General features: G+C 63.2%; 38 protein-coding genes. All 38 read right to left on the bottom strand.

The window, feature by feature from the left end; all coding sequences use genetic code 11:
- Window positions 1–116: 116 nt before the first annotated feature.
- Window positions 117–830: an ATP12 family chaperone protein gene (locus tag LY44_RS10845; RefSeq protein WP_055211927.1), complete on the bottom strand. Its 714-nt coding sequence runs from the start codon at window positions 828–830 to the stop codon at window positions 117–119.
- Window positions 827–1,483 (bottom strand): HAD-IA family hydrolase, encoded by a 657-nt coding sequence (locus tag LY44_RS10850; RefSeq protein WP_055211929.1) that lies wholly within the window; start codon window positions 1,481–1,483, stop codon window positions 827–829. Before LY44_RS10850 ends, LY44_RS10845 begins: the two co-directional genes overlap by 4 nt.
- Entirely contained in the window at window positions 1,480–2,547 is a 1,068-nt protein-coding gene (locus LY44_RS10855; protein WP_055211931.1) for an RluA family pseudouridine synthase, read from the bottom strand. Before LY44_RS10855 ends, LY44_RS10850 begins: the two co-directional genes overlap by 4 nt.
- A complete protein-coding gene (crcB, locus tag LY44_RS10860) occupies window positions 2,544–2,921 on the bottom strand; it encodes a fluoride efflux transporter CrcB (protein ID WP_055211933.1) in 378 nt (125 codons plus the stop codon). The genes LY44_RS10855 and crcB overlap by 4 nt, the downstream gene beginning before the upstream one ends.
- A 31-nt stretch (window positions 2,922–2,952) precedes the next feature.
- A complete protein-coding gene (locus LY44_RS10865) occupies window positions 2,953–4,260 on the bottom strand; it encodes a replication-associated recombination protein A (protein ID WP_055211936.1) in 1,308 nt (435 codons plus the stop codon).
- Between the two features lie 78 nt (window positions 4,261–4,338).
- On the bottom strand, window positions 4,339–4,929 hold the full coding sequence (locus LY44_RS10870; RefSeq protein ID WP_055211938.1) for an acyl-homoserine-lactone synthase: 591 nt from the start codon (window positions 4,927–4,929) through the stop codon (window positions 4,339–4,341).
- A 49-nt stretch (window positions 4,930–4,978) separates the two neighbouring features.
- Window positions 4,979–5,590 carry an autoinducer binding domain-containing protein gene (locus LY44_RS10875; protein ID WP_013066073.1) on the bottom strand — a complete coding sequence of 204 codons (612 nt, stop codon included), beginning with the start codon at window positions 5,588–5,590 and terminating at the stop codon, window positions 4,979–4,981.
- Between the two features lie 180 nt (window positions 5,591–5,770).
- Window positions 5,771–6,190, bottom strand: coding sequence for a 50S ribosomal protein L17 (gene rplQ / locus LY44_RS10880; protein ID WP_055211939.1), 420 nt, complete (start codon window positions 6,188–6,190; stop codon window positions 5,771–5,773).
- A gap of 128 nt (window positions 6,191–6,318) precedes the next feature.
- Window positions 6,319–7,335 carry a DNA-directed RNA polymerase subunit alpha gene (locus LY44_RS10885; RefSeq protein ID WP_013066071.1) on the bottom strand — a complete coding sequence of 339 codons (1,017 nt, stop codon included), beginning with the start codon at window positions 7,333–7,335 and terminating at the stop codon, window positions 6,319–6,321.
- A 118-nt stretch (window positions 7,336–7,453) separates the two neighbouring features.
- Entirely contained in the window at window positions 7,454–7,843 is a 390-nt protein-coding gene (gene rpsK, locus LY44_RS10890; RefSeq protein ID WP_013066070.1) for a 30S ribosomal protein S11, read from the bottom strand.
- Between the two features lie 15 nt (window positions 7,844–7,858).
- Window positions 7,859–8,227: a 30S ribosomal protein S13 gene (gene rpsM, locus LY44_RS10895; RefSeq protein ID WP_055211941.1), complete on the bottom strand. Its 369-nt coding sequence runs from the start codon at window positions 8,225–8,227 to the stop codon at window positions 7,859–7,861.
- Window positions 8,228–8,405: 178 nt separating this feature from the next.
- Window positions 8,406–9,059 (bottom strand): adenylate kinase, encoded by a 654-nt coding sequence (locus LY44_RS10900; RefSeq protein WP_055211943.1) that lies wholly within the window; start codon window positions 9,057–9,059, stop codon window positions 8,406–8,408.
- A gap of 11 nt (window positions 9,060–9,070) precedes the next feature.
- The gene (secY, locus tag LY44_RS10905; RefSeq protein ID WP_055212018.1) at window positions 9,071–10,441 is read right to left on the bottom strand and encodes a preprotein translocase subunit SecY; all 1,371 of its coding nucleotides are present in this window, start codon (window positions 10,439–10,441) and stop codon (window positions 9,071–9,073) included.
- Between the two features lie 103 nt (window positions 10,442–10,544).
- Window positions 10,545–11,015, bottom strand: a complete 471-nt coding sequence (gene rplO, locus LY44_RS10910; RefSeq protein ID WP_055211945.1) for a 50S ribosomal protein L15 — start codon at window positions 11,013–11,015, stop codon at window positions 10,545–10,547.
- Between the two features lie 154 nt (window positions 11,016–11,169).
- A complete protein-coding gene (locus LY44_RS10915; protein WP_055211947.1) occupies window positions 11,170–11,616 on the bottom strand; it encodes a hypothetical protein in 447 nt (148 codons plus the stop codon).
- 237 nt (window positions 11,617–11,853) lie between these two features.
- Entirely contained in the window at window positions 11,854–12,189 is a 336-nt protein-coding gene (locus LY44_RS10920) for a ribonuclease E inhibitor RraB (RefSeq protein ID WP_055211949.1), read from the bottom strand.
- Window positions 12,190–12,274: 85 nt separating this feature from the next.
- Complete coding sequence (gene rpmD / locus LY44_RS10925) at window positions 12,275–12,466, bottom strand: 50S ribosomal protein L30 (RefSeq protein WP_055211951.1); 192 nt, start codon at window positions 12,464–12,466, stop codon at window positions 12,275–12,277.
- Window positions 12,467–12,478: 12 nt separating this feature from the next.
- Window positions 12,479–13,039 (bottom strand): 30S ribosomal protein S5, encoded by a 561-nt coding sequence (gene rpsE / locus LY44_RS10930; RefSeq protein ID WP_055211953.1) that lies wholly within the window; start codon window positions 13,037–13,039, stop codon window positions 12,479–12,481.
- A gap of 114 nt (window positions 13,040–13,153) precedes the next feature.
- On the bottom strand, window positions 13,154–13,513 hold the full coding sequence (gene rplR, locus LY44_RS10935; protein ID WP_055211955.1) for a 50S ribosomal protein L18: 360 nt from the start codon (window positions 13,511–13,513) through the stop codon (window positions 13,154–13,156).
- A 14-nt stretch (window positions 13,514–13,527) separates the two neighbouring features.
- Complete coding sequence (gene rplF, locus LY44_RS10940) at window positions 13,528–14,061, bottom strand: 50S ribosomal protein L6 (protein WP_055211957.1); 534 nt, start codon at window positions 14,059–14,061, stop codon at window positions 13,528–13,530.
- A gap of 10 nt (window positions 14,062–14,071) precedes the next feature.
- Complete coding sequence (rpsH, locus tag LY44_RS10945) at window positions 14,072–14,470, bottom strand: 30S ribosomal protein S8 (protein WP_013066059.1); 399 nt, start codon at window positions 14,468–14,470, stop codon at window positions 14,072–14,074.
- Between the two features lie 12 nt (window positions 14,471–14,482).
- Window positions 14,483–14,788, bottom strand: a complete 306-nt coding sequence (gene rpsN, locus LY44_RS10950) for a 30S ribosomal protein S14 (RefSeq protein ID WP_013066058.1) — start codon at window positions 14,786–14,788, stop codon at window positions 14,483–14,485.
- A 15-nt stretch (window positions 14,789–14,803) separates the two neighbouring features.
- Window positions 14,804–15,361 carry a 50S ribosomal protein L5 gene (gene rplE, locus LY44_RS10955; RefSeq protein WP_055211959.1) on the bottom strand — a complete coding sequence of 186 codons (558 nt, stop codon included), beginning with the start codon at window positions 15,359–15,361 and terminating at the stop codon, window positions 14,804–14,806.
- A complete protein-coding gene (gene rplX, locus LY44_RS10960) occupies window positions 15,361–15,669 on the bottom strand; it encodes a 50S ribosomal protein L24 (protein ID WP_055211961.1) in 309 nt (102 codons plus the stop codon). The genes rplE and rplX overlap by 1 nt, the downstream gene beginning before the upstream one ends.
- Window positions 15,669–16,037, bottom strand: a complete 369-nt coding sequence (gene rplN / locus LY44_RS10965; RefSeq protein ID WP_013066055.1) for a 50S ribosomal protein L14 — start codon at window positions 16,035–16,037, stop codon at window positions 15,669–15,671. The genes rplX and rplN overlap by 1 nt, the downstream gene beginning before the upstream one ends.
- An 88-nt stretch (window positions 16,038–16,125) precedes the next feature.
- The gene (gene rpsQ, locus LY44_RS10970; protein ID WP_055211962.1) at window positions 16,126–16,359 is read right to left on the bottom strand and encodes a 30S ribosomal protein S17; all 234 of its coding nucleotides are present in this window, start codon (window positions 16,357–16,359) and stop codon (window positions 16,126–16,128) included.
- Window positions 16,360–16,370: 11 nt separating this feature from the next.
- The gene (gene rpmC / locus LY44_RS10975) at window positions 16,371–16,571 is read right to left on the bottom strand and encodes a 50S ribosomal protein L29 (protein ID WP_055211964.1); all 201 of its coding nucleotides are present in this window, start codon (window positions 16,569–16,571) and stop codon (window positions 16,371–16,373) included.
- A 177-nt stretch (window positions 16,572–16,748) separates the two neighbouring features.
- Window positions 16,749–17,429, bottom strand: coding sequence for a BUD32 family EKC/KEOPS complex subunit (locus LY44_RS10980; protein WP_055211966.1), 681 nt, complete (start codon window positions 17,427–17,429; stop codon window positions 16,749–16,751).
- 147 nt (window positions 17,430–17,576) lie between these two features.
- Window positions 17,577–17,990: a 50S ribosomal protein L16 gene (gene rplP, locus LY44_RS10985; protein ID WP_055211968.1), complete on the bottom strand. Its 414-nt coding sequence runs from the start codon at window positions 17,988–17,990 to the stop codon at window positions 17,577–17,579.
- A 13-nt stretch (window positions 17,991–18,003) separates the two neighbouring features.
- Window positions 18,004–18,720: a 30S ribosomal protein S3 gene (gene rpsC / locus LY44_RS10990; RefSeq protein WP_013066050.1), complete on the bottom strand. Its 717-nt coding sequence runs from the start codon at window positions 18,718–18,720 to the stop codon at window positions 18,004–18,006.
- Window positions 18,720–19,100, bottom strand: a complete 381-nt coding sequence (rplV, locus tag LY44_RS10995) for a 50S ribosomal protein L22 (protein ID WP_055211971.1) — start codon at window positions 19,098–19,100, stop codon at window positions 18,720–18,722. Before rplV ends, rpsC begins: the two co-directional genes overlap by 1 nt.
- A gap of 5 nt (window positions 19,101–19,105) precedes the next feature.
- Window positions 19,106–19,384: a 30S ribosomal protein S19 gene (rpsS, locus tag LY44_RS11000; protein ID WP_055211973.1), complete on the bottom strand. Its 279-nt coding sequence runs from the start codon at window positions 19,382–19,384 to the stop codon at window positions 19,106–19,108.
- A 3-nt stretch (window positions 19,385–19,387) separates the two neighbouring features.
- Complete coding sequence (rplB, locus tag LY44_RS11005) at window positions 19,388–20,227, bottom strand: 50S ribosomal protein L2 (RefSeq protein WP_055211975.1); 840 nt, start codon at window positions 20,225–20,227, stop codon at window positions 19,388–19,390.
- Between the two features lie 143 nt (window positions 20,228–20,370).
- Entirely contained in the window at window positions 20,371–20,667 is a 297-nt protein-coding gene (locus tag LY44_RS11010; protein ID WP_055211977.1) for a 50S ribosomal protein L23, read from the bottom strand.
- The gene (gene rplD / locus LY44_RS11015; RefSeq protein WP_055211979.1) at window positions 20,664–21,284 is read right to left on the bottom strand and encodes a 50S ribosomal protein L4; all 621 of its coding nucleotides are present in this window, start codon (window positions 21,282–21,284) and stop codon (window positions 20,664–20,666) included. The genes LY44_RS11010 and rplD overlap by 4 nt, the downstream gene beginning before the upstream one ends.
- Window positions 21,281–22,000: a 50S ribosomal protein L3 gene (rplC, locus tag LY44_RS11020; RefSeq protein ID WP_055211981.1), complete on the bottom strand. Its 720-nt coding sequence runs from the start codon at window positions 21,998–22,000 to the stop codon at window positions 21,281–21,283. Before rplC ends, rplD begins: the two co-directional genes overlap by 4 nt.
- 11 nt (window positions 22,001–22,011) lie before the next feature.
- The gene (rpsJ, locus tag LY44_RS11025; RefSeq protein WP_013066043.1) at window positions 22,012–22,320 is read right to left on the bottom strand and encodes a 30S ribosomal protein S10; all 309 of its coding nucleotides are present in this window, start codon (window positions 22,318–22,320) and stop codon (window positions 22,012–22,014) included.
- Between the two features lie 184 nt (window positions 22,321–22,504).
- On the bottom strand, window positions 22,505–22,886 hold a 382-nt coding region (locus tag LY44_RS11030), incomplete at its 5' end, for an EF-Tu C-terminal domain-related protein (RefSeq protein WP_455650805.1).

The following is a 22,886-nucleotide window of genomic DNA, read 5'->3' on the forward strand; positions in this document are numbered from 1 at the left end:
ACCCCGGAATTGGTCAAGCGGTCTGAGCAATCTTCAAGGTCGAAACCGCCCATTCGCCGGGCAAATGCCCGTCTCGCAGGCATCCGGCAGATCGCAAAGGCGTGCAGCTCGGGGTTTCAGGCGGTATGCCGCAGTATCCAGAATCGTCCGGCATGGATCAGCGCTTCGCGCTTCAGCGCGGCCATCTCGGCGGCTTCCTCGTCCGCGCCCCATTGCGCGATCTGCCAGTCCTCGTCGATGCGCGAGAGCCGCCAGGCCTCCTCGGCGGCGATCTCGCCCTCGGCGACGGCAAGGCCGAGCACCAGCGAGCCGGTGATGCCGACCAGATCATGCAAAGCCGCCAGTTCCCAGATGTCGCAAGCGGCAACCCGCTCGGCCAGCGCCCGCTGTGCCTGTTCGGGTTGCGCGACGGGCAGCACCCCCGCCGTCACGATCAGCCGCGCCTGATAGCGGCGCTCGGCCCAGTCCAGCCAGCGGTCCCAGGCCGCGGCCTGCTGCGCCACCAGCTCCTCGGGCGTCTTCGCGCGGTAGCACAAAAGATCGGTCTCGCCATAGGCCGCGACCAGCTCGGCCACCTCGGCCTGTTGCGCCCGCACCTTGTCGAGCGCGGCATTGGCCGAGCGCGTCACCGGCATCGTCGTCGGATCGATCTTTTCGCCCTGCGCCTGCCATTCGGCGGCCACGGCCTCGGCCATCGCCCGGGTCGGCAGAACCAGCGCCGCCTTGGCCGGGGTCTTCACCGCGCGCCCGTCGAGCTTGACCGTGAAGCCATCCTCGCAAACCTCGACCCCTGCCGCGTTCCAGAACCGTTTCGCGCTCCAGCCACTCATGCGAACCCCTCCTGCAAAGCCCGTTCCAGCTCCGAAAAACTCTCGACGATCCGCCCGGCCCCGGCCTGTTCCAGATCCGAAACAGGGTGATAGCCCCAGCTGACGCCGATCGTCGCCACGCCTGCGGCGCGGCCCATCTCGATGTCGAAGGTGGTGTCGCCGATCATCACCGCGTCTTTCGCCTCCACCCCGGCGACGCGCAGCGCCGCAAGCACCATCGCGGGATGCGGTTTCGACGGATGGTCATCGGCGACCTGCGCCGAGGTGAAAAGCCCCTCAAGCCCGTGATGGGCGATCAGCGCATTCACGCCGCGCCGCGACTTGCCGGTGGCGATGGCCAAAAGCAGGTCCTCGCGCCCGGCCAGATGCAAAAGGCACTCCTTAGCGCCCGGGTAAAGCGGCGCGGGCGCGGCGGCGCGGGTGGTGAAATAGCTGGACTTGTAGGCCGCCACCAGAGCCGCCTGCGTCGCCGCATCGGTTGCGGGGGCCAGCTCCGCCATCGCCACGGGCAGCGACAGGCCGACGATCGACAGCACGTCGCCCCGCGGCGGCAGCGGCAGGCCGAGGGTGCCGAACGCCTCGGTCATCGCGGCCAGGATATGCGCCTGACTGTCGCTCAGCGTGCCGTCGACGTCGAAGATCGCCAGTTTCATCGAGCATCCTCGAACGGGTCAAGCGGCGCTTCGCCCTCGATCCAGCCCAGCGTCTTCCAGGTCCGCAGCATGTGATCGGGCAGGGGCGCGGTCAGGGTGACGCGTTTTTTCGTGATCGGATGATCAAAGGAAATCGTGCGCGCATGCAGATGCAGCTTGCGCGAGATCTCGCCACCCAGCTGCGAGCCCCAGCCGTCGCCCAGATTTTCCTGCCCCGAGCCGCCATATTTGCCATCGCCGACGATCGGATGACCCAGTTCCGCCATATGCGCGCGCAGCTGGTGCGTGCGGCCGGTGATCGGCACAAGCCCGACCCAGCTGACGCGCGAGCCCAGCCCGTCGATCACCGCGAAATCGGTGGTGGCGCGTTTCGCATCGGGCGTCGCATCGACCTTGGACGGATGGATGCAGAGCATCTTTTCGCCCTCGCCGCCGCGGCCATGGCCGGGGGCCTTCACCAGACCATAGCGAATCGTGCCCTTCTTCGGGCTGGGCACGCCCGCCACCGCCGCCCAATAGATCTTGCGGGTGGTCTTCAGCCGGAACGATTCGGAGAGCGCCCGGGCAACGCGGTCGGTGCGCGCAATCAGCAGCACCCCCGACGTGTCCTTGTCGAGCCGGTGCACCATCTTCGGCCGGTCCTTGTAGCCGAACTTGAGCGCATCGAGCAGCCCATCGACATGCCGGTCGCCCTGCCCCGAGCCGCCCTGCGAGGGCAGCCCCGCAGGCTTGTTCAGCGCGATGATATGTTCATCCTTCCACAGCACCGCGGCCTGGATCATCTTCTCATCGTCGCGCGAAATCTGCGTCGCCTCGCGCCGCGCCTCGGAGCGGCTTTCGGGGGCCTTCGCGCCCGCCTCGGGCAGCGGCGGCACGCGCACTTCCATGCCGGGCCCGATCCGGTCCGAGGCCTTGACCCGCCCGCCATCCACCCGCAACTGCCCGGTGCGGCACATCTTTTCCACCGCGCCCTGGGTCAGCACCGGGAATTTCTTCTTCAGCCAACGGTCGAGACGGCTTTCGCCCTCGTCCTCGGTCACCTTGATCAGTTGCACCGAACTCATGCGAAAACCCCCCGTGCGAACGCCATGCCCGCGAAAAGTGCTGCCAGACCCAGACCGACCGAGCCCAGCACATAGACCGCCGCCGTTCCAACTTCGCCGGTCTCGACCAGCTTCGCCGCATCCAGCGAAAAGGCGGAAAAGGTGGTGAAGCCGCCGAGGATGCCGGTCATCAGGAACGGCGCGAAGCGATTGCCGCCTTTCATCGCCAGCACCACGACCAGCACGCCCATGGCAAAGCTGCCAAGGACATTCACCGTCATCGTGGCATAGGGAAAGCCGTGGCCCATAAGCCGCGGCAAGGTGATGTTGACGATATAGCGCAGCGCGGAGCCAAGGGCACCGCCAAGCGCGACGAAAAACAGGGTCTGGATCATCCGGCCTCCTTTGCCCCCCGCGCCGCCAATGTCAACTGCCGCGCTTTTCGCGCAGCTTCGCGAACCAGTCGACGCGCTTCTTCAGCTCGCGTTCAAAGCCACGCTCGACCGGAGTGTAGAAGACCGGCCGTTTCATCCCGTCGGGGAAATAATGCTGCCCCGAAAAGCCGTCTTCGGCATCGTGGTCGTATTGGTAGCCCGAGCCGAAGCCCTGTTCCTCCATCAGCCGGGTGGGCGCATTCAGGATATGTTTGGGCGGCGGGGCGGAGCCGGTCTTGCGGGCGGCGTCGCGCGCGGCCTTGTAGGCGACATAGCCCGCGTTCGATTTCGGCGCGAGCGCAAGATAAATGACCGCCTGCGCCAGGGCCAGTTCGCCCTCGGGAGAGCCCAGCCGTTCATAGGTCTCCCAGGCATGCAGGCAGAGCGTCTGCGCCTGCGGATCGGCCAGCGCGATATCCTCGACCGCCATCCGGGTCAGGCGGCGGGCGATGAAACGCGGATCCTCGCCGCCTTCGAGCATCCGGCAATACCAGTAGAGCGCAGCATCCGGGTCCGATCCGCGGACGGATTTGTGCAAGGCCGAAATCAGGTTGTAATGGCCGTCGCCCGATTTGTCGTAATTCGCCGCCCGCCGCATCAACCGCGACGACAGCGCCTCGGTATCAAGCGGCGCCGGGAGCTTCCAGGCCATCACCTGCTCGATCAGATTGAGCGCCGCGCGGCCATCGCCATCGGCCATTTCCAGAAGCGCCTCGCGCGCCGGGGCCTTCAAGGGCAGGGCCTTGCCCATCGCCTGTTCCGCCCGCTGCGCCAGCCGTTCCAGATCCGCCAGCGACAGCCGTTCCAGAACGATCACCTGCGCCCGCGACAGAAGCGCGGCGTTCAGCTCGAAACTGGGGTTCTCGGTGGTGGCGCCGACCAGAAGGATCGTGCCATCCTCCATATGCGGCAGGAAACTGTCCTGCTGCGCCTTGTTGAAGCGGTGGATTTCATCGACGAACAGCAGCGTGCCCCGCCCCTGCCCCATCCGCAGCTTCGCTGCCTCGAAGACCTTGCGCAGCTCGGGCACGCCGGAAAAGATCGCCGAGATCTGCACGAAGGCGCGGTCGCTCTCATGCGCCAGCAGCCGGGCAATCGTCGTCTTGCCGACGCCGGGCGGCCCCCAGAGGATGAGCGAGCCGAGCGAGCCCGCCGCCAGCATCGCGCCCAAAGGCCCCTCGGGGCCAAGCACATGGGTCTGGCCGATCACCTCGGACAGATGCTGCGGGCGGATGCGGTCGGCCAGCGGCCGCGGGGCCTCGGCCCCCTTGGGCGTGGATGTGTCGAACAGATCGGGCATGGCGGCCCCACCCTAGCCCCGCCTGCTTCGCGGCGGAAGGGGCGATTGGCGGGGCCGCCACCGGGCTTTACCCGCGGATCAGTGCAGCTTCGCCATCAGGTCAATCGAAACGCATTGGTAATCGCCGTCGCCGATGAACATCACCGGCCCGATCGCCTGCGCGACCAGCCCGCAGCGGCGATACCAGCGCGGCCAGCTTGCCGCGCTGATCGCCAGAAGCCGCGTCGCGCCCTGATCGCGGGCCGAGCGCACCATCGCCTCGACCAGCTGGAAATGCACCTTGCGGCGATCCTGCATCGGGATCTCATGCGAGACGAACACGCGCGAGCTTTCCCAGACCTGCGGATCGACAGGTGCGGGGTCCCAAAGCAGCTCTTGCGGGATCGATCCGCCCAAAGTGCCCTTCTGGGCATCGCGAATCATGTAGCTGTAAATGCCGCAACGCGCGGTGGAGGGGGTCAACCGGACCCCGGCGTGGACCTGACCATCGTCATGCACCGCGATCCAGCGGCTTTGCGGCGTGTCATACTGGTCGAATTCCATGCCAAGAGCCTCGGGAAGCTCCCAGCGGTTCTGCACGATGAAACTTTGCCGCCTTGCGCGAAAGATATTGGCGAAAAGCTCGCCGTGGTTGTGCATGTTGGCAAAGGAAAGTGTGGTGGTCTGCATCGGTCTACTCCGGGTTGGAAAACGGCCCGGAAGTGACCGCTGCGAGGACCTACAGCAGCCGGTACTCCTTCGCTCTTTGGATTGCTTCGGCCGTGGTTCTGGCCATCAGGCGTTCGCGCGCCGACAGAAGCCGCGCCTTGAACGCAGACTGCGTGATGCCAAGCTTCGCAGCAGCAGCAGCATGTCGATCCCCGGCAGCGATGCACCGCAGGGCCTCGATCTGGGCCTTGGTCAGGCCCTCCGGCGGCTGCGCCAAGTCATGCAGACGCCGGATCTGTTGCGAGATCAGATCGATCTCGTCGTCCCGGAACTCGCGGTCCCGCAGGGTGAAAGAGGCAATCGTACGCGAGGTGACCGGACCGCAGGACACCGTCACCCCGTAGTTGAGCCCGAATCGCCGCGCCTCGCCCAGAATGTTGAACGGGTCCGGCAAGGTGAATTCGCTCCACCGGCAGGCGCCCTCCTCGGAGAAGCCCCAGGCGATCGTCGGATCGCGCAGGGCATAGGCCTGCCGGGTGTAGTGATCTGTCCAAGCTTCGGGATAGGTCTGGAATTGCATGATCGGCGCGGCAAAACGGATATGCAGACCGATGAAATATCCATCCGTCGCGACGCGACCGATTTCCCGCAGACACTTGTTGATTTCGGTGTGAATGGACATGTCTTTTTAGACAGGTGCTACAGGAAAAGATCAACCGGGAATTGCTGCCCTGCGCGGGCTTTTGCTGCAATCCGCGGTGCTCGAAGCAGGATTCTGCTTTCATTCTACCGCGGGTTGCGCGCTTCCGGCAAAAGAAAACCCGCCGTTTCGGGCGGGTTTCCGTCTTCCCTTGCGGAAAGCTTATTCGTCGGCCGCTTCGAAAGCCGCTTCACGGGCCTTGTCAGCCGCGCCCTTCGCCGAGACATCGCGCTCGACGAATTCGATGAAAGCCATCGGCGCCATGTCGCCATAGCGGAACCCGGCTTTCAGGACGCGGGTGTAGCCGCCCTGACGGTCCTTGTAGCGGGGCCCGAGCACTTCGAAAAGCTTGGCCACGTCCTTGTCCTGCTTCAGCATCGCCGCCGCCTGACGACGGGCGTGCAGATCGCCGCGCTTGGCCAGCGTGATCAGCTTTTCGATGATCGGACGCAGTTCCTTGGCTTTCGGCAGGGTGGTCTTGATCTGCTCGTGTTCGATCAGCGAGCCGCACATGTTGGCGAACAGCGCCTTGCGGTGTTCGTGGGTGCGGTTCAGACGGCGGTAGCCGCGAGCGTGACGCATGGGTCTCTCCTTAGCGTATTTTACTTTGTGTTGCGCCCCGTGCGTGCGGGGGGCTTCGTTGGGGCATCATGCCCAGGGTTCCCCGGCAGTCCGGGCATTGCCGGGGGGCGTCGCCGCCCCCCGAAAGATCAGAACTGGTCTTCGAAGCGCTTCGCCAGATCTTCGATGTTCTCCGGCGGCCAATCCTCGACTTCCATGCCGAGGTGCAGCCCCATCGAGGAGAGCACTTCCTTGATCTCGTTGAGCGACTTGCGGCCGAAGTTCGGGGTGCGCAGCATCTCGGCTTCGGTTTTCTGGATCAGATCGCCGATGTAAACGATGTTGTCGTTCTTCAGGCAGTTCGCCGACCGGACCGACAGTTCCAGCTCGTCCACCTTCTTCAGCAGCAGCGGGTTGAACTCGAGCCCGTCGTCGGCATCGGTCTTCGAGGCCGATTCCGGCTCTTCGAAGTTCACGAAGATCGACAGCTGGTCCTGCAGAATGCGGGCGGCATAGGCCACCGCGTCCTCGGGCGTCAGCGAGCCGTCGGTTTCGATCTTCATCGTCAGCTTGTCATAGTCGAGCACCTGGCCCTCGCGGGTCGGTTGCACGTCATAGGCGACCTTCTTCACCGGCGAATAGATCGCATCGATCGGGATCAGCCCGATCGGCGCATCTTCCGGACGGTTCTTGTCGGCGGCCACATAGCCCTTGCCGGTGTTCACGGTCAGCTCCATGAACACGTCGGCGCCGTCGTCGAGGTGGCAGATCACGTGATCCTTGTTCAGGACCTCGATGCCCATCGATTCCGAGATGTCGGCGCCGGTCACGACGCGCGGCCCCTTGGCCGAGATCGACAGGCGTTTCGGCCCCTCGACGTCCATCTTGAGCGAAATGCCCTTGAGGTTCAGGATGATGTCGGTGACGTCTTCCCGCACGCCCGCGACCGAGGAAAACTCGTGCAGCACGTTGTCGATCTGCACCGAGGTGATAGCGGCCCCTTGCAGGGAGCTCATCAGCACGCGGCGCAGCGCGTTGCCCAGCGTCAGACCGAAGCCGCGTTCCAGCGGCTCCGCGATGACGGTGGCTTGCCGTTGCGGATCATTGCCCGCCTTGATTTCAAGCTGCGTCGGCTTGATCAACTCGGCCCAATTCTTGTGGATCATGCGCTCTGCCTCCATTCTTGTTCCGGACCCATGTCCCTTGCCCGGAACGCCCGAGGAAAAAACGAAACTGACCGGGCCGCGCGGAAACACCCCGCACGGCCCGGCTTAATACAGATACTCAGACGCGGCGGCGCTTGGGCGGACGGCAGCCATTGTGGGCGATCGGCGTCACATCCCGGATCGAGGTGATGTTGAGACCGACCGCGGCCAGCGCGCGCAGCGCCGATTCGCGGCCCGAACCCGGGCCCTGCACTTCGACGTCCACGGTTTTCAGGCCGTGTTCCTGCGCCTTGCGGGCAGCGTCTTCGGCGGCCATCTGCGCGGCATAGGGGGTCGATTTGCGCGAGCCCTTGAAGCCCATCGTGCCCGAGGACGACCACGAAATGGCATTGCCCTGCACGTCGGAAATCAGGATCTTGGTGTTGTTGAACGACGAGTTCACATGCACCACACCAGCGGCGATGTTCTTGCGTTCCTTGCGTTTGACGCGAGTCTTGTCACGAGCCATGTGCTACCCCTCCCCTTATTTCTTCTTGCCGGCGATCGGTTTCGCCGGGCCCTTGCGGGTGCGGGCGTTGGTGTGGGTGCGCTGGCCGCGAACCGGCAGGTTCTTGCGGTGACGCAGGCCACGGTAGCAACCAAGGTCCATCAGACGCTTGATGTTCATCGAAACTTCACGGCGCAGGTCACCTTCGACGGTGAAATGCGCGTCGATGTATTCGCGGATGGCGAGCACTTCGGCGTCGGTCAGTTCGTTCACCCGGCGGGCTTCGGCGATGCCGACGGCGTCCACGATCTGTTTCGCGAACAGCGGGCCGATCCCGTGGATGTATTGAAGAGCGATCGGGACGCGTTTCCCGGTCGGAATGTTGACGCCAGCAATACGTGCCAAAGCGTGCTTCCTTTCGTTGCGGTTCCGTCGTGCCAGAACCTTTTTTCACAACTTGTCCGAAAAAGTTTCTTCCGGACGGCTTAACGCCCGAACCTCCGGCATCCGGAGATTCGGGCGATTCTCATGCGAGACACCGCGACCTAGAGGGTATTTTCGCGCAGGTCAAGCCGTAACCGCCTCAGCCCTGCTGATCAAGAATGGCCGCGACCGAGGCCGCAACCTCGTCGATCTCCGCCAGACCATCGACGCCGAACAGATCGCCCGCGTGATAGTAATAGCCGATCAGCGGCGAGGTCTTCTTGTAATATTCCATCAGCCGGATCCGCAGGCTGTCGGCATTGTCGTCGGCGCGGCGGCGCAGGTCGGTCGAGCCGCAGGCGTCGCAAGTGCCCGCAACCTTCACCGGCTTCGTCGTGTCATGATAGACCTCGCCGCACTTGCCGCAGGTGTAGCGCCCGGAGATCCGGTCCACCAGCGCCTCGTCGTCGACGCGCATCTCGATCACCGCATCCAGCTTCTGGCCGATCTTCGCCAGCAGCCGCCCCAGCGCATCCGCCTGCGGCAGGGTGCGCGGGAAACCGTCGAAGATGAAGCCTTTGGCGTGACCCGAGGAGAGTTTCTCCTCGATCAGGCCGATGACGATTTCATCCGTCACCAGCTCGCCGCGGTCCATCACCTCGGCGACCTTCTTGCCCATTTCGGTGCCCGAGGTCTTGGCCTCGCGCAGCATGTCGCCGGTGGACAGCTGCACCATGCCGCGGTCCTCGACCAGCTTGCGGGCCTGGGTGCCCTTGCCTGCGCCGGGCGGTCCCAGCAGGATGATATTGGCCATGCTTTCCTCCCTCAGCGCCGCGTGGGCGCCTTCTTCGTGGCCGATTTGCGTTTGCCGCGCAGCTGAGACCGCTCGATGAGCCCCTCGTATTGATGCGCCAGAAGATGCGACTGAACCTGGTTGATCGTGTCCATCGTCACCGAGACCACGATCAGCACCGAAGTCCCGCCGAAGTAGAACGGAACGCCCAGCTCCGTCTGCAGGATCGTGGGCAGCAGGCAGACCAGCGCCAGATAGCCTGACCCGAGCACCAGAATCCGGGCCACGACATAATCAAGGTAATCCTCGGTCTTCTTGCCGGGACGGATGCCCGGAATGAAGCCGCCCTGATTCTTCAGGTTGTCCGCCACTTCGTCGGATTTGAAGGCGACGTTCGCGGTGTAGAAATAGGCGAAGAAGACGATCATCCCGGCGTAGAAGGCGAGATAAAGCGGTTGCCCCGGGCCGAAATAGGCCAGGATCGTCGACATGATCGGGCCGGTGTTGTCGCCCGAGAAGGTCGAGATCGTGGTGGGCAGCAGCAGCAACGACGAGGCGAAGATCGCCGGGATCACACCCGCCGGGTTGACCTTGATCGGCAGATGCGAGGAGCTGCCGTCATAGATCTTCATGCCGACCTGACGGCGCGGATATTGAATGTGGATCTTGCGCAGCGCCCGTTCCATGAAGACGACGAAGGCAATGACCGCCACCATCATCACCAGCACGCCGATGGTGACGGGGATCGAGCTGTTGCCCGCCACCCGGCCCTGCGCGAAGAACGAGGCCGCCGCCGCCGGAATTTCCGCGACGATGCCGACGAAAATGATCAGCGAGACGCCGTTGCCGATGCCGCGCGCGGTGATCTGCTCGCCCAGCCACATCAGGAACATCGTGCCGCCGACCAGCGTCACCACGACCGAGACGATGAAGAACAGATGCGGCACCGCATCGGTGGCCATGCCGCCGCTGTACAGGCTGGTGGCCAGACCCCAGGCCTGGAAGGTCGCCAGCGCCACCGTCGAATAGCGGGTGATCTGGTTGATCTTCTTGCGGCCCTGCTCGCCTTCCTTCTTCATCTGTTCCAGCGCGGGCACCAGCGCCGTCATCAGCTGCACGATGATCGAGGCCGAGATATAGGGCATGATGCCAAGCGCGAAGACGCCCATCCGCCCCAGCGCGCCACCGGTGAACATCGACAGCATGCCGCCGATCCCCTGCGAGGCCCGTTCCATGAAGTCGCGCAGCGCGTCGGCGTCGATGCCGGGCACCGGAATGTAGGTGCCGAGCCGGTAGATGATCAGCAGCCCGATGGTGAAGAAGATGCGCGCCCTGAGATCGCTGGCCTTGCTAAAGGCCGACCAGCTCAGGTTCGCCGCCATTTGCTCTGCAGCAGATGCCATGCCCGTCTCTTTCATGCGAGAAGCGCCGCCAGACCGTTCCCCGGTCGGCGGCGCCTGGAAAACTGTTGCCTATGTAAGCGGGCCTTGGCCCGTTCACAACCGATTATTCGGCAGCGGCCGCAGCAACGGTCAGCGTGCCACCGGCTTTCGCGACGGCTTCAACGGCCGCAGCCGAGGCGCCGGTCACGATCAGCGTGACCTTGGTGGTGATGTCGCCCTTGGCGAGCACGCGGATGCCGTCGCGCTTGCGCGAGGTCAGGCCCGCGGCCACAAGCACGTCATCGGTGATCGGCGCCGAGGCGTCGAGCTTGCCGAGGCCGATGAATTTCTCGATCAGGCCGAGGTTGACGACGGCGAAGGCCTTGCGGTTCGGCTTGTTGAAGCCGCGCTTCGGCAGACGCCGGTAGAGCGGCATCTGACCGCCTTCGTAGCCGCCGATGGCGACGCCCGAACGCGATTTCTGACCTTTGATACCACGGCCAGCGGTTTTGCCCTTGCCCGAACCCGGACCACGCGCAACGCGTTTGGATTTCTTGGCGGCACCCGCGTTGTCGCGGATTTCGTGAAGTTTCATGTCGCTTCTCCTTTGCCGGAAGATGCCCCCGGAAGCGAAACCGGAGCACACACGGCGTTTGTTGTTGATTCTGTGGCTGGGCCACCGGGGGCGTATAGATGGGAGCGGCCAACGTTACAAGACGCTAACCGCCGCTCCCTTTGTCAAATGCTGCTTAAGCCCTTACGACGATCTCGATCTGGGCGGGCTCTACACCCAAGGCCCTCGCCAACAATGTCTTGGCCATTGCAATCGTCATGGCCTCGCGCGGACCTTCATCATCAGCATCTTGCACCACGGGATTGGAACGGTCCTCCAACTCGTCACTCGCTCCACCAGCAACCCTACCAAGGCTTACACGACTGAAAAACCACTCGAAACGAGACTGAGCACCCTTCCGCCCCACTATGAAACGTCCACAGCCAGACGCCTCCAGCTTTTTGGCCAACTCTACGGCAGCCGGGCGCGAAATTTCCAACTTGCTTTCAAGCCGATCAATCGTGGTCTCAACGGCATCGCGCTGCAAGCTCCCGACCCAATCGAACAATTGCCGGGCAACAGCGTCGTCACGATACAGCCGACGCACGCTAACGATCACTCCACTTTCAATTTCGTCATTCATAAAAAAACTCCTTATACATCAGCGAATCACGTTCGCGGCATCCTTATAGCATGCAAAAGGCGGCCCTGTCAAGCTTTATGAGTCCTTATATCAGTTTTGGACCCCTTATGTAAATACGACGCCATCATTGATGGTCCTTAAGTGCAAATTTAATCGACGCCAATACTTTTAACGCGTGACACATAAAAAAAGCCCCGCAAAAAAACTGCGGGGCAACACAAGTTTCCGAATTCGAACTCACTCCTCCTCGAAGAACCCCCAGCCGTCGGCGATAAACCCGTAGATCGCCGCCATCAGGGTCAGCTTTTCTTCCTCGGCCCAAAGGTTTTCAAAGCTCAGCACCACCGGCCCGGTGGTGATCTCAAGGCAATCCTCGTCGTCCTCGTCATCGGCCTCATACCATTCGACCGTGTAGCCCGCGGCCTCGGCGGCCTCGGTGAACCCGTCCCAATCGGCCTTCGGCTCGTCGGTCACGAACTGGAAGTTGATGCAGGCCTTCTCGGGCAGCGCTTCCATCGACTGGATTTCGCGAAACACCTGTTCGGTTTCCGCCTTCTGCTGTTTCAGGTCCATGATCGACTCCTTGGTTTTCCGACCGTCCTAAACGAAAAACGCCCCGGGGGATACCCGGGGCGTTTTCAATTCTTCCGAAGGACGCTCAGCCGCGCTCTTCGATGATCTTCACCAGGTGAGCGATCTTGTTCACCATGCCACGGACGGCCGGAGTGTCTTCCAGCTCACGGGTGCGGCGGATCTTGTTCAGGCCGAGACCTTTCAGGGTCGCGGTCTGGATGGCCGGACGACGGGCGGCCGAGGCCACCTGTTGCACGACGATGGTTTTCTTCGCCATCTTTCACACTCCTCAGGCTTCGGCCGACGCGTCAGCGGCGGTCTTCGGCAGGATGTCGGCCACTTTCTTGCCACGACGCGCCGCGACGTTGCGGGGCGAGGCTTCCAGTTTCAGACCGTCGATGGTGGCGCGGATCATGTTGTAGGGGTTTTGCGAGCCCAGCGACTTCGCGACCACGTCCTGAACGCCCAGCATCTCGAAGACAGCGCGCATCGGACCACCGGCGATGATCCCGGTCCCGGCCGGAGCCGTCCGCATCACCACCTTGCCAGCGCCGTGACGGCCTTCGATGTCATGGTGCAGGGTGCGGCCATCGCGCAGCGGCACGCGAACGAGCGAGCGTTTCGCCTGTTCGGTCGCCTTGCGGATCGCTTCCGGCACTTCCTTGGCCTTGCCCTTGCCGAAGCCGACGCGGCCCCGCTGGTCACCGACCACGACGAGCGCGGCGAAGCCGAAGCGTTTCCCACCCTTCACGGTTTTCGACACGCGGTTGATCGCAACCAGACGATCGGCGAATTCCGGGGTCTCTTCGCGCTCGGCGCGACGCTCCCGGCGGTTTTCACGTTCTGCCATCAGGCATTCCTTTCGTGAATGGCGTGGGTCCACGCCGTTATACCAATCCAGGTGGGCGGCCCCAAAGGGACCGCCCCCGGATCATCGGGAGGGCTGCACAGCCCCCCACCAGGCTCAGAACTTCAGACCGCCTTCGCGGGCTGCGTCGGCCAGAGCCTTGATCTTCCCGTGAAACAGGAAGCCGCCACGGTCGAAGTAGCAAGTTTCGACCCCGGCTTTTTTCGCCCGTTCGGCGATCGCGGCACCGATTTTCGAAGCCGCTTCGACGTTGTTCTTGCCAACGAGGCCGAACTCTTTTTCCAGAGTCGACGCCGCAGCAATCGTCACGCCTTTGACATCGTCGATCAGCTGGACGCTGATGTTCTTCGACGAGCGATGCACCGACAGACGGGCGCGGCCATTGGCCATCGCCTTCAGTTTGTTCCGGACGCGCAAGCGGCGTTTGAGGAACAGCTCTCTCTTCTTGTTCGCCATTGTTCTCGCGCCCCTTACTTCTTCTTGCCTTCCTTGCGGAAGATGAACTCGCCCTTGTAGCGGATGCCTTTGCCCTTGTAGGGCTCGGGCTTGCGCCACTCGCGGATGTTCGCGGCCACCTGGCCGACCTGTTGCTGGTCGATGCCTTCGATGGTGATCTCGGTCTGCTTCGGGGTGGCGATGGTCACGCCAGCGGGCACCTCGAAGTTGACTTCATGCGAATAACCAAGCGAGAGCTTCAGAACATTGCCCTGCATCGCGGCGCGGTAACCCACGCCTTGAATTTCAAGCTCTTTCTTGAAGCCGGTGGAGACGCCGATGGCGAGGTTCTCGACCATCGACCGCACCATGCCCCATTGCTGGCGGGCACGTTTCGAGGTGCCGCGCGGGGTCACGGTGACGGTCGAGCCGTCAAGAGCAACCGTCACGTCGTCGGTGGCGGTGAAGCTGCGGGTGCCTTTCGGCCCCTTCACTTCGATGGTCTGACCCGAGAGCGTCGCGCTGACGCCGTTGGGCAATTCGACCGGTTTCTTGCCGATACGAGACATGCTTCCCTCCTTAGAACACGGTGCAGAGCACTTCACCGCCAACATTGGCAGTGCGTGCGGCCGCGTCCGTCATGACGCCTTTCGGCGTGGAGACGATCGAAACACCGAGGCCGTTGCGGACCGACGGGATTTCCTTGACCGAAGCATAGACCCGGCGGCCCGGCTTCGACACGCGATGGATTTCGCGGATCACCGGGGTGCCTTCGAAGTACTTCAGGCTGATCTCGAGCTCCGGATGACCGTCGGTCGAGGTCGTTTTCTCATAGCCACGGATGTAGCCTTCCGACGCAAGCACATCGAGCACCCAGGCGCGCAGTTTCGACGCCGGGGTTTTCACGGTGGACTTGCCGCGCAGTTGCGCGTTGCGGATGCGGGTCAGCATATCGCCGAGGGGATCGTTCATGGACATTCCCGGTCTCCCTTACCAGCTCGACTTCACCATGCCGGGGATCTGGCCGAACGAGGCCAGGTCACGCAGCATGATCCGCGAGAGTTTGAGCTTACGGTAGTAAGCATGGGGACGGCCGGTCAGTTGGCAACGGTTGTGCAGACGCACGGCCGACGAGTTGCGGGGGAGTTCCGCCAGTTTCAGAGTCGCCTTGAAGCGCTCTTCCATCGGGCGGGACTGATCTTCGATGATCGCCTTGAGCGAGGCGCGCTTGTTGGCGAATTGCTTCACCAGCTTGGCGCGCTTCACTTCGCGTTCAACCATGGATTTCTTGGCCATAAATTCTCTCCGCGATCAGGCGTTGAAAGGCATGTTGAAGGCTTTCAACAGCGCCTTCGCTTCGGCATCGACGTCGGTCGAGGTGCAGATGATGATGTCCATCCCCAGCACTTCGTCGACCTTGTCGAAATCGATCTCCGGGAACACGATATGTTCCTTGAGACCCATCGCAAAGTTGCCGCGGCCATCGAACGACGGTTTCACACCGCGGAAGTCGCGCACGCGCGGCAGGGCGATGTTGATCAGACGGTCGAGGAATTCATACATCCGGTCACCGCGCAGGGTCACCTTGCAGCCCAGCGGCATCTCTTCACGGACGCGGAACCCGGCGATCGAGTTCTTGGCCTTGGTGATGACAGCCTTCTGACCGGCGATGAGCGTCAGCTCCTCGGCGGCTTGCTTGACTTTCTTGGTGTCCTTGACGGCTTCGCCGACGCCCATGTTCAGAACGACTTTTTCGATCTTGGGGATCTGCATGTCGTTCTTGTAGCCGAACTGCTCTTTCATCGCAGCGCGGATCGAGGCGGCATAGAGCGCCTTCAGACGCGGGGTATAGGTGGCTTGGTCGAGCATCAGATCGCCTCCCCGGTGGTCTTGGCAAAACGGACCTTGCTGCCATCGGCTTCGATGCGGAAGCCGACGCGGGTCGCCTTGCCGTTCGCGTCGATCAGCGAGAGGTTCGACAGGTCGATCGGCATCGCCTTCGGCGTGCGGCCGCCCTGAGCGGTCGCGGTCTGGCGCTGATGGCGGATCGCCATGTTCACGCCGTCGACGATCGCCTTGTTGTCCTTGGGCATGACAGCGGTGATTTCACCTTGCTTGCCCTTGTCCTTGCCGGTGAGCACGACGACCTTGTCGCCCTTGCGGAGTTTCGCAGCCATCACAGCACCTCCGGCGCGAGCGAGATGATCTTCATGAAGTTCTTCGCGCGCAGTTCGCGAACGACCGGCCCGAAGATACGGGTGCCGACCGGTTCGCCCTGGTTGTTCAGGATGACGGCGGCGTTGCGGTCGAAGCGGATGGCGGTACCATCTTCGCGACGGACTTCCTTGGCGGTGCGAACGACGACGGCCTTGCGGACGTCCCCCTTCTTCACGCGGCCTTTCGGAATCGCCTCCTTGACCGACACCACGATGATGTCGCCCACGGATGCGTAACGGCGGTGCGAACCGCCCAGAACCTTGATGCACTGAACTCGGCGAGCGCCGGAGTTGTCAGCGACATCCAGATTGGTCTGCATCTGGATCATGTTGTTACTCCCGACCTTTGGGAACGCCTATGCAGGTAGACGTCCCAGGGTTTCGATGAACTGTGCGTTCATCGCCGGGCCTGATTGCTCAGGCCTCGACGACGACCGTCCAGCGTTTCGTCTTCGAGATCGGCGCGCATTCCTCGATGCGGACGCTGTCGCCGGTCTTGAATTGGTTCAGCGCGTCATGCGCGCGGTATTTCTTCGATTTCCGCACCGTTTTTTGCAGCAGCGGATGCTTGAAGCGGCGCTCCACGAGGACAGTGATCGTCTGATCGTTCTTGTCCGAGGTCACGACCCCTTGAAGGATACGTTTGGGCATCGGAAGTCTCCTTACTTCGCGGCTTCAGCAGCTTTTTGGGTCAGCACCGTTTTGACACGGGCGACGTCACGACGGACGGCGCGCATGCGGGCGGTGTTTTCCAGCTGGTTGGTGGCGGCCTGGAAGCGGAGGTTGAAGGCTTCCTTTTTCAGCGCGACAAGCGCGTCGCGAAGCTCGTCAGGCGTCTTCGCCTTGAGATCTTGGGCTTTCATCCCAGGGTTCCTTGTCTGGCACCGGAAGGCCCCGCTTGGGTGCGTGATGCACACTTGGGGTGACCCGTGGTCCGGTGGGTTATGTCAGCCACGGCCGATTCCCGAAGGGACCGGCGCGCGGATGCCGCTGCCTACAGGAAAGCGCCCCGCGGGGCAAGCCCCGAATGCGGGCGGGCCTCAGCGCGGATCGGCAAACAGCGCCATGAGCGGGGCGATGGCGCGAAAGTCGCGCTTGTGCCGCAGCGGCCGGGTAAGCCACGCCACCATCTTCAAAGCCGGGCGCAAGAGCCGCATCCGCCGCACCGCCGCGGGCCAGATCCCCTTGGTGTCGGCGGCGCGATACGCGTCACGCGCGGCCAGCACCGCGGCATCGATCCGGCCGGTCTCGGCGCAAAGATCGAAGAAGAAGATCAGCAGATCCCAGACATGGCCGCCGGGCGTGTTGTGGCGCGGACGGTATTTCTCCAGATCGATGAAGGTGATCTGCCCGTCCTTCCAGCAGATGTCGCACAGGTTCGGCCGGCCGTGGCTGTGGCCCGCCCCGTGCAGCCGCGCCAATGACGTCGCCGCGGTCACCAGCGCCGTGCGAACCTCGGGCGCCTCGGACCCGCTCGCGCGCAGAAGACTGCGCAAGGTCGGCCCGGCATCGGCCAGAACGAAATGATCGGGCCCCTCGGCCAGCACCTTCGGAAACGGCAGATGCGCATCCTGCAGGCTCAGATAGGCCCGGCGTTCCGCCTCGAACAGCCGCCGCGGGTCGCCCTTTTGCAGCCGCAGCCGCAGCCCGACCCGTTCGACGCGCTTCACCCATCCGGCTTGCCCGGACACGACGGTTCTTTCGATACGCCCCGCAGACATCTTCCCTCCAGGCCAGGGACCCAGCATCCGGCAAGCGCCCTCCTCCTGCAAGGGCGGTCTGTCATCCGACTGTCACATTGCAGCGAGCGGCAAAGCAAAACCCCCGCCATTTCGGGCGGGGGTTTCGATATTGAACCGGGGAAGACCTTACCAGTCTTCGCGGGCCACGATGCGGGTCATCACCGGCAGCTTGTTCGCGCCAAGGCGCAGGGCCTCGCGGGCGATCGCATCCGGCACGCCGTCGATCTCGAACATGATGCGGCCCGGTTTCACCTTGCACGCCCAGTAATCGACCGAGCCTTTGCCTTTACCCATCCGAACCTCGGTGGGTTTCGACGAGACCGGCACATCCGGGAACACGCGGATCCAGACACGGCCCTGACGCTTCATGTGGCGGGTGATCGCGCGGCGGGCCGCTTCGATCTGACGCGCCGTCACACGCTCCGGTTCGGTCGCCTTGAGGGCGAACGAGCCGAAGTTCAGGTTGAAGCCGCCTTTGGCCTCGCCGTGGATGCGGCCCTTGTGCTGTTTGCGGAATTTCGTCCGTTTCGGTTGCAGCATTTCAAGTCACTCCTCAGCGAGCGTCGCGGTCGCGACGCGGACCGCGCGGAGCCGGGCCGTCTTGGGCTTCGGCGGCCTTGCGGTCACGGGCCTGCGGATCATGTTCCATGATCTCGCCTTTGAAGATCCAGACCTTGACGCCGATGATCCCGTAGGGGGTCATGGCCTCGTCCAGCGCGTAGTCGATGTCGGCACGCAGGGTGTGCAGCGGCACGCGGCCTTCACGGTACCATTCGGTCCGGGCGATCTCGGCGCCACCAAGGCGGCCCGAGACGTTGACCCGGATACCAAGGGCACCCATCCGCATCGCGTTCTGCACGGCGCGTTTCATCGCCCGGCGGAACGAGACCCGACGCTCGAGCTGCTGGCAGATCGACTCGGCCACCAGCTGCGAATCGAGTTCCGGCTTGCGGACTTCGACGATGTTCAGGTGCAGTTCCGAAGCGGTGAAATTCGCCAGCTTCTTGCGCAGGGTCTCGATATCGGCGCCTTTTTTGCCGATGATGACACCCGGACGCGCGGCGTGGATCGTGACGCGGCACTTCTTGTGCGGACGCTCGATGATCACGCGGGCGATGCCGGCTTGCTTCGCCTCTTCATGGATGAACTCGCGCATGCGCAGGTCTTCCAGAAGCAGGTTGCCGTAGTCTTTCGATTCGGCGAACCAGCGGCTGTCCCAGGTACGGTTGACCTGAAGACGCATCCCGATGGGGTTGACCTTCTGACCCATTACGCGCGCTCCTCGACCTGACGCACCTTGATGGTGATTTCCGAAAACGGCTTCATGATCTTGCCGAACCGGCCACGCGCCCGCGGACGGCCACGCTTCATCACGAGGTTCTTGCCGACCCAGGCTTCGACAACCACCAGGTTGTCGACGTCAAGGCCGTGGTTGTTTTCGGCGTTCGCGATCGCCGATTGCAGGCATTTGCGCACGTCCTCGGCGATCCGCTTCTTCGAGAAGGTCAGATCGGCCAGAGCCTTCTCGACCTTCTTGCCACGGATCAGCGCGGCGACGAGGTTCAGTTTCTGCGGCGAGGTTCGCAGCATCTTCGCTTTCGCGAAGGCTTCGTTGTCCGCCACGCGGCGCGGATTTTGTTCCTTACCCATGGCGATTACTTCCTCTTCGCTTTCTTGTCGGCGGCGTGACCGTAGTAGGTCCGAGTCGGCGAATATTCACCGAACTTCTGCCCGATCATTTCCTCGGTGACGTTCACCGGGATATGTTTCTGGCCGTTGTAGACGCCAAAGGTGAGGCCGACGAACTGCGGCAGGATGGTGGACCGACGCGACCAGATCTTGATGACGTCCGATTTGCCCGAAGCCCGAGCCTTTTCCGCTTTCTTGAGCAGATAGGCATCGACGAAGGGGCCTTTCCAGAGAGAACGTGCCATAGGTTAGCGACCCTTCTTCTTGGCGTGACGCGACCGCAGGATATACTTGTCGGTCTGCTTGTTCGACCGGGTCTTCTTGCCCTTGGTGTCCTTGCCCCACGGCGTCACCGGGGTCCGGCCACCCGAGGTCCGGCCTTCACCACCACCATGCGGGTGATCGATCGGGTTCATCGCAACACCGCGAACGGTCGGGCGGATGCCCATGTGGCGACGACGCCCGGCTTTCCCGAGGTTCTGGTTGCTGTGGTCGGCGTTCGACACGGCACCGATGGTCGCCATGCATTCCTGACGCACAAGACGCAGCTCGCCCGACGACAGGCGGATCTGGGCATAGCCCCCGTCCCGGCCGACGAATTGGGCGTAGGTCCCGGCCGCGCGCGCCAGCTGGCCGCCCTTGCCCGGTTTCAGCTCGACGTTGTGCACGATCGTGCCGATCGGCATGCCCGAGAAGGGCATCGCGTTGCCCGGCTTGATGTCCTGCTTCAGGCCGGCGATGACGGTGTCACCCACGGCAAGGCGCTGCGGCGCGAGGATGTAGGCCAGTTCGCCGTCGGTGTATTTCACCAGCGCGATGAAGGCGGTGCGGTTCGGGTCATATTCGATCCGTTCGACCGTGGCGGCGACGTCGAATTTGCGACGTTTGAAGTCGACGATCCGGTAGAGACGCTTCGCGCCGCCACCCTTGTGCCACATCGTGATGCGTCCGGTGTTGTTCCGGCCGCCCGTTTTCGTCAGACCCTCGGTGAGGGCTTTGACGGGGCGACCTTTCCAAAGCTCCGAACGGTCGATCAGAACCAGTCCACGCTGGCCAGGCGTCGTCGGCTTATACGACTTGAGTGCCATGCTCTCTGTCTTCCGTTGCTTTGGACCTGTCAGGTCCGTTTCGTATGGGGCGCCGTAGCTCCCCGCTCACGTTTTCAGTCGCCTGAAAAGCAAAACTCTGCGGGCCGGGAAGTCCCCGGCCCGAGAGATTCGTGCGGCTTCTATCAGAGGCCGGTCGAGACGTCGATGGTGTTTCCGGCCTCGAGCGTCACATAGGCTTTCTTCACGTCCGAGCGCACGCCGGGGCGGCCCTTGAAACGCTTGGTCTTGCCTTTGGTGATGGTGGTGTTGACCGCCTTCACCTTGACGCCGAAGAGCGCTTCCACGGCTTCCTTGATGGCGGGTTTGGTCGCCGTCTTGGTCACCTGGAAGACGACCGCACCAGCCTCGGAGGCCATGGTGGCCTTCTCGGTGATGATCGGCTTCACGATCACGTCGTAATGTTCGGGTTTCGCGCTCATTTCAGGCGAGCCTCCAGAGCTTCGACACCCGCTTTCGTGATCACGAGCGTGTCACGCTTCAGGATGTCATAGACGTTGGCGCCCATGGTCGGCAGCACGTCGATGCCGTCGAGGTTGCGCGCCGCCAGAGCGAAGTTCTCGTTGACCGAGGCGCCGTCGATGACCAGGACCTTTTTCCAGCCCAGTTCCTTCGCGGCTTTCGCCAGAAGGGCGGTTTTCGCTTCGGCCATGTCGGCCGCTTCGATCACCACGAGATGGCCCGATTTCGCCTTGGCCGAGAGCGCATGGCGCAGGCCGAGGGCACGGAACTTCTTGGTCAGGTCATGGGCGTGCGACCGCGGGGTCGGGCCCTTGTAGACGCCACCGTGACGGAAGATCGGCGCCTTTTTCGACCCGTGACGCGCGCCACCGGTGCCTTTTTGGCGATAGATCTTCTTCGTCGAGTAGCTGACCTCCGACTTGCCCAGCGTCGAGTGGGTGCCAGCCTGCGACTTCGCACGCTGCCAGCGCACGACGCGGTGCAGGATGTCGGCACGCGGCTCGAGGCCGAACAGCGCTTCGTCCAGCTCGATCGAGCCGGCGGTGCCGCCGTCAAGCTTGATCACATCGAGTTTCATGCTTCACCCCCTTCGACCGAGACTTGTTCGGCCGGAGCGCTCGCGCCTTTCAGCGCGGCGGGCAGCGGCAGATCGGCCGGAGCGGCTTTCTTCACCGCGTCCTTGATCGTCACCCAGCCGCCCTTGGCGCCCGGAACCGACCCTTTGACCATGATCAGGCCACGGGCGGCATCGGTGCGCACGACTTGCAGGTTCTGCGTGGTGACACGCACGGCACCCAGATGGCCAGCCATCTTCTTGCCCTTGAACACCTTGCCCGGATCCTGGCACTGACCCGTCGAGCCGTGCGAGCGGTGCGAGACCGACACGCCGTGCGAGGCGCGCAGACCACCGAAGTTGTGACGCTTCATCGCACCGGCAAAGCCCTTGCCGATCGAGGTGCCGGCGATGTCGACATGCTGACCGGCAAGGTAATGCTCGGCCGAGATCTCGGCGCCGATTTCGATCAGGTTTTCGGGCGAAACGCGGAATTCCGCCAGCTTGCGCTTCGGCGCCACATTCGCTTTCGCGAAATGGCCACGCATCGCGGCGGTGGTGCGCTTGGCTTTCGCCTCGCCCGCACCCAGTTGCACCGCGGTATAGCCGTCGGTGTCAACGGTGCGCTGCGCGACAACCTGCAGGTTGTCCAGCAGCAGCACGGTCACCGGAACCTGCTTGCCGTCTTCGAGGAACAGCCGGGTCATGCCCAGCTTCTTGGCGATAACACCAGAACGCATGTGCCCGCTCCTCAGACTTTGATCTCGACGTCCACGCCAGCCGCGAGGTCGAGCTTCATCAGCGCGTCCACGGTTTGCGGGGTCGGATCGACGATGTCGAGAAGACGCTTGTGCGTGCGGATTTCCCACTGGTCGCGCGACTTCTTGTCGATGTGCGGACCACGGAGCACCGTGAATTTCTCGATTTTGTTGGGCAACGGGATCGGCCCGCGGACCTGTGCACCCGTACGCTTCGCGGTGTTCACGATTTCCTGGGTGCTGGCATCCAGCACGCGGTAATCGAACGCCTTGAGCCGGATGCGAATGTTTTGACCAGACATGCAGTCTTCCCTTTTCGCAGGGCTTTCAAGTTGAGAGGCAGACACCGCCGAATGCGACGCCTGCATCGAACCGTAATCTTGGCAGATCAGGCCGTGGCCCTACGGGAGCCCCCCGAGTCTGTCAAGTGCAAAAGGAGCGCCCGCGGGCGCTCCTTCCGATTTCGTTCAAAAAGACCGGCAGGTCTTACTTGAGGATCTTCGACACGACGCCGGCGCCGACGGTGCGGCCGCCTTCGCGGATCGCGAAGCGCAGCTTTTCTTCCATCGCGATCGGCGCGATCAGCTCGACTTCGAACTTCAGGTTGTCGCCCGGCATCACCATCTCGGTGCCTTCCGGCAGCTTCACCGTCCCCGTCACGTCCGTCGTGCGGAAGTAGAATTGCGGACGGTAGTTCGCAAAGAACGGCGTGTGGCGGCCGCCTTCTTCCTTCGTCAGGATGTAGGCTTCGGCTTCGAAGTTCGTGTGCGGCTTCACCGAACCCGGCTTGCACAGAACCTGACCACGCTCGACGCCGTCACGGTCGATGCCGCGCAGCAGCGCGCCGATGTTGTCGCCCGCCTCGCCG

The sequence above is a fragment of the Rhodobacter capsulatus genome, assembly GCF_003254295.1.
Taxonomy (GTDB): Bacteria; Pseudomonadota; Alphaproteobacteria; order Rhodobacterales; family Rhodobacteraceae; genus Rhodobacter; species Rhodobacter capsulatus.

Excerpts from the sequence above, each read along its gene's own strand:
- LY44_RS10845 (WP_055211927.1), bottom strand. The coding sequence starts at position 830 with ATGAGTGGCTGGAGCGCGAAACGGTTCTGGAACGCGGCAGGGGTCGAG.
- LY44_RS10850 (WP_055211929.1), bottom strand. The coding sequence starts at position 1,483 with ATGAAACTGGCGATCTTCGACGTCGACGGCACGCTGAGCGACAGTCAG.
- LY44_RS10855 (WP_055211931.1), bottom strand. The coding sequence starts at position 2,547 with ATGAGTTCGGTGCAACTGATCAAGGTGACCGAGGACGAGGGCGAAAGC.
- crcB (WP_055211933.1), bottom strand. The coding sequence starts at position 2,921 with ATGATCCAGACCCTGTTTTTCGTCGCGCTTGGCGGTGCCCTTGGCTCC.
- LY44_RS10865 (WP_055211936.1), bottom strand. The coding sequence starts at position 4,260 with ATGCCCGATCTGTTCGACACATCCACGCCCAAGGGGGCCGAGGCCCCG.
- LY44_RS10870 (WP_055211938.1), bottom strand. The coding sequence starts at position 4,929 with ATGCAGACCACCACACTTTCCTTTGCCAACATGCACAACCACGGCGAG.
- LY44_RS10875 (WP_013066073.1), bottom strand. The coding sequence starts at position 5,590 with ATGTCCATTCACACCGAAATCAACAAGTGTCTGCGGGAAATCGGTCGC.
- rplQ (WP_055211939.1), bottom strand. The coding sequence starts at position 6,190 with ATGCGTCACGCTCGCGGCTACCGCCGTCTGAACCGCACCCACGAACAC.
- LY44_RS10885 (WP_013066071.1), bottom strand. The coding sequence starts at position 7,335 with ATGATCCACAAGAATTGGGCCGAGTTGATCAAGCCGACGCAGCTTGAA.
- rpsK (WP_013066070.1), bottom strand. The coding sequence starts at position 7,843 with ATGGCTCGTGACAAGACTCGCGTCAAACGCAAGGAACGCAAGAACATC.
- LY44_RS10900 (WP_055211943.1), bottom strand. The coding sequence starts at position 9,059 with ATGGCCAATATCATCCTGCTGGGACCGCCCGGCGCAGGCAAGGGCACC.
- secY (WP_055212018.1), bottom strand. The coding sequence starts at position 10,441 with ATGGCATCTGCTGCAGAGCAAATGGCGGCGAACCTGAGCTGGTCGGCC.
- rplO (WP_055211945.1), bottom strand. The coding sequence starts at position 11,015 with ATGAAACTTCACGAAATCCGCGACAACGCGGGTGCCGCCAAGAAATCC.
- LY44_RS10915 (WP_055211947.1), bottom strand. The coding sequence starts at position 11,616 with ATGAATGACGAAATTGAAAGTGGAGTGATCGTTAGCGTGCGTCGGCTG.
- LY44_RS10920 (WP_055211949.1), bottom strand. The coding sequence starts at position 12,189 with ATGGACCTGAAACAGCAGAAGGCGGAAACCGAACAGGTGTTTCGCGAA.
- rpmD (WP_055211951.1), bottom strand. The coding sequence starts at position 12,466 with ATGGCGAAGAAAACCATCGTCGTGCAACAGGTGGCCTCGGCCGCCCGT.
- rpsE (WP_055211953.1), bottom strand. The coding sequence starts at position 13,039 with ATGGCAGAACGTGAAAACCGCCGGGAGCGTCGCGCCGAGCGCGAAGAG.
- rplR (WP_055211955.1), bottom strand. The coding sequence starts at position 13,513 with ATGGCGAACAAGAAGAGAGAGCTGTTCCTCAAACGCCGCTTGCGCGTC.
- rplF (WP_055211957.1), bottom strand. The coding sequence starts at position 14,061 with ATGTCTCGTATCGGCAAGAAACCGGTCGAATTGCCCAACGGCGTCAGC.
- rpsH (WP_013066059.1), bottom strand. The coding sequence starts at position 14,470 with ATGTCCATGAACGATCCCCTCGGCGATATGCTGACCCGCATCCGCAAC.
- rpsN (WP_013066058.1), bottom strand. The coding sequence starts at position 14,788 with ATGGCCAAGAAATCCATGGTTGAACGCGAAGTGAAGCGCGCCAAGCTG.
- rplE (WP_055211959.1), bottom strand. The coding sequence starts at position 15,361 with ATGCTCGACCAAGCCACCTATACCCCGCGTCTGAAGGCGCTCTATGCC.
- rplX (WP_055211961.1), bottom strand. The coding sequence starts at position 15,669 with ATGGCTGCGAAACTCCGCAAGGGCGACAAGGTCGTCGTGCTCACCGGC.
- rplN (WP_013066055.1), bottom strand. The coding sequence starts at position 16,037 with ATGATCCAGATGCAGACCAATCTGGATGTCGCTGACAACTCCGGCGCT.
- rpsQ (WP_055211962.1), bottom strand. The coding sequence starts at position 16,359 with ATGCCCAAACGTATCCTTCAAGGGGTCGTGACCTCGGACAAGAACGAT.
- rpmC (WP_055211964.1), bottom strand. The coding sequence starts at position 16,571 with ATGAAAGCCCAAGATCTCAAGGCGAAGACGCCTGACGAGCTTCGCGAC.
- LY44_RS10980 (WP_055211966.1), bottom strand. The coding sequence starts at position 17,429 with ATGTCTGCGGGGCGTATCGAAAGAACCGTCGTGTCCGGGCAAGCCGGA.
- rplP (WP_055211968.1), bottom strand. The coding sequence starts at position 17,990 with ATGCTGCAACCGAAACGGACGAAATTCCGCAAACAGCACAAGGGCCGC.
- rpsC (WP_013066050.1), bottom strand. The coding sequence starts at position 18,720 with ATGGGTCAGAAGGTCAACCCCATCGGGATGCGTCTTCAGGTCAACCGT.
- rplV (WP_055211971.1), bottom strand. The coding sequence starts at position 19,100 with ATGGGTAAGGAACAAAATCCGCGCCGCGTGGCGGACAACGAAGCCTTC.
- rpsS (WP_055211973.1), bottom strand. The coding sequence starts at position 19,384 with ATGGCACGTTCTCTCTGGAAAGGCCCCTTCGTCGATGCCTATCTGCTC.
- rplB (WP_055211975.1), bottom strand. The coding sequence starts at position 20,227 with ATGGCACTCAAGTCGTATAAGCCGACGACGCCTGGCCAGCGTGGACTG.
- LY44_RS11010 (WP_055211977.1), bottom strand. The coding sequence starts at position 20,667 with ATGAGCGCGAAACCCGAACATTACGACGTGATCGTGAAGCCGATCATC.
- rplD (WP_055211979.1), bottom strand. The coding sequence starts at position 21,284 with ATGAAACTCGATGTGATCAAGCTTGACGGCGGCACCGCCGGCTCGATC.
- rplC (WP_055211981.1), bottom strand. The coding sequence starts at position 22,000 with ATGCGTTCTGGTGTTATCGCCAAGAAGCTGGGCATGACCCGGCTGTTC.
- rpsJ (WP_013066043.1), bottom strand. The coding sequence starts at position 22,320 with ATGTCTGGTCAAAACATTCGCATCCGGCTCAAGGCGTTCGATTACCGC.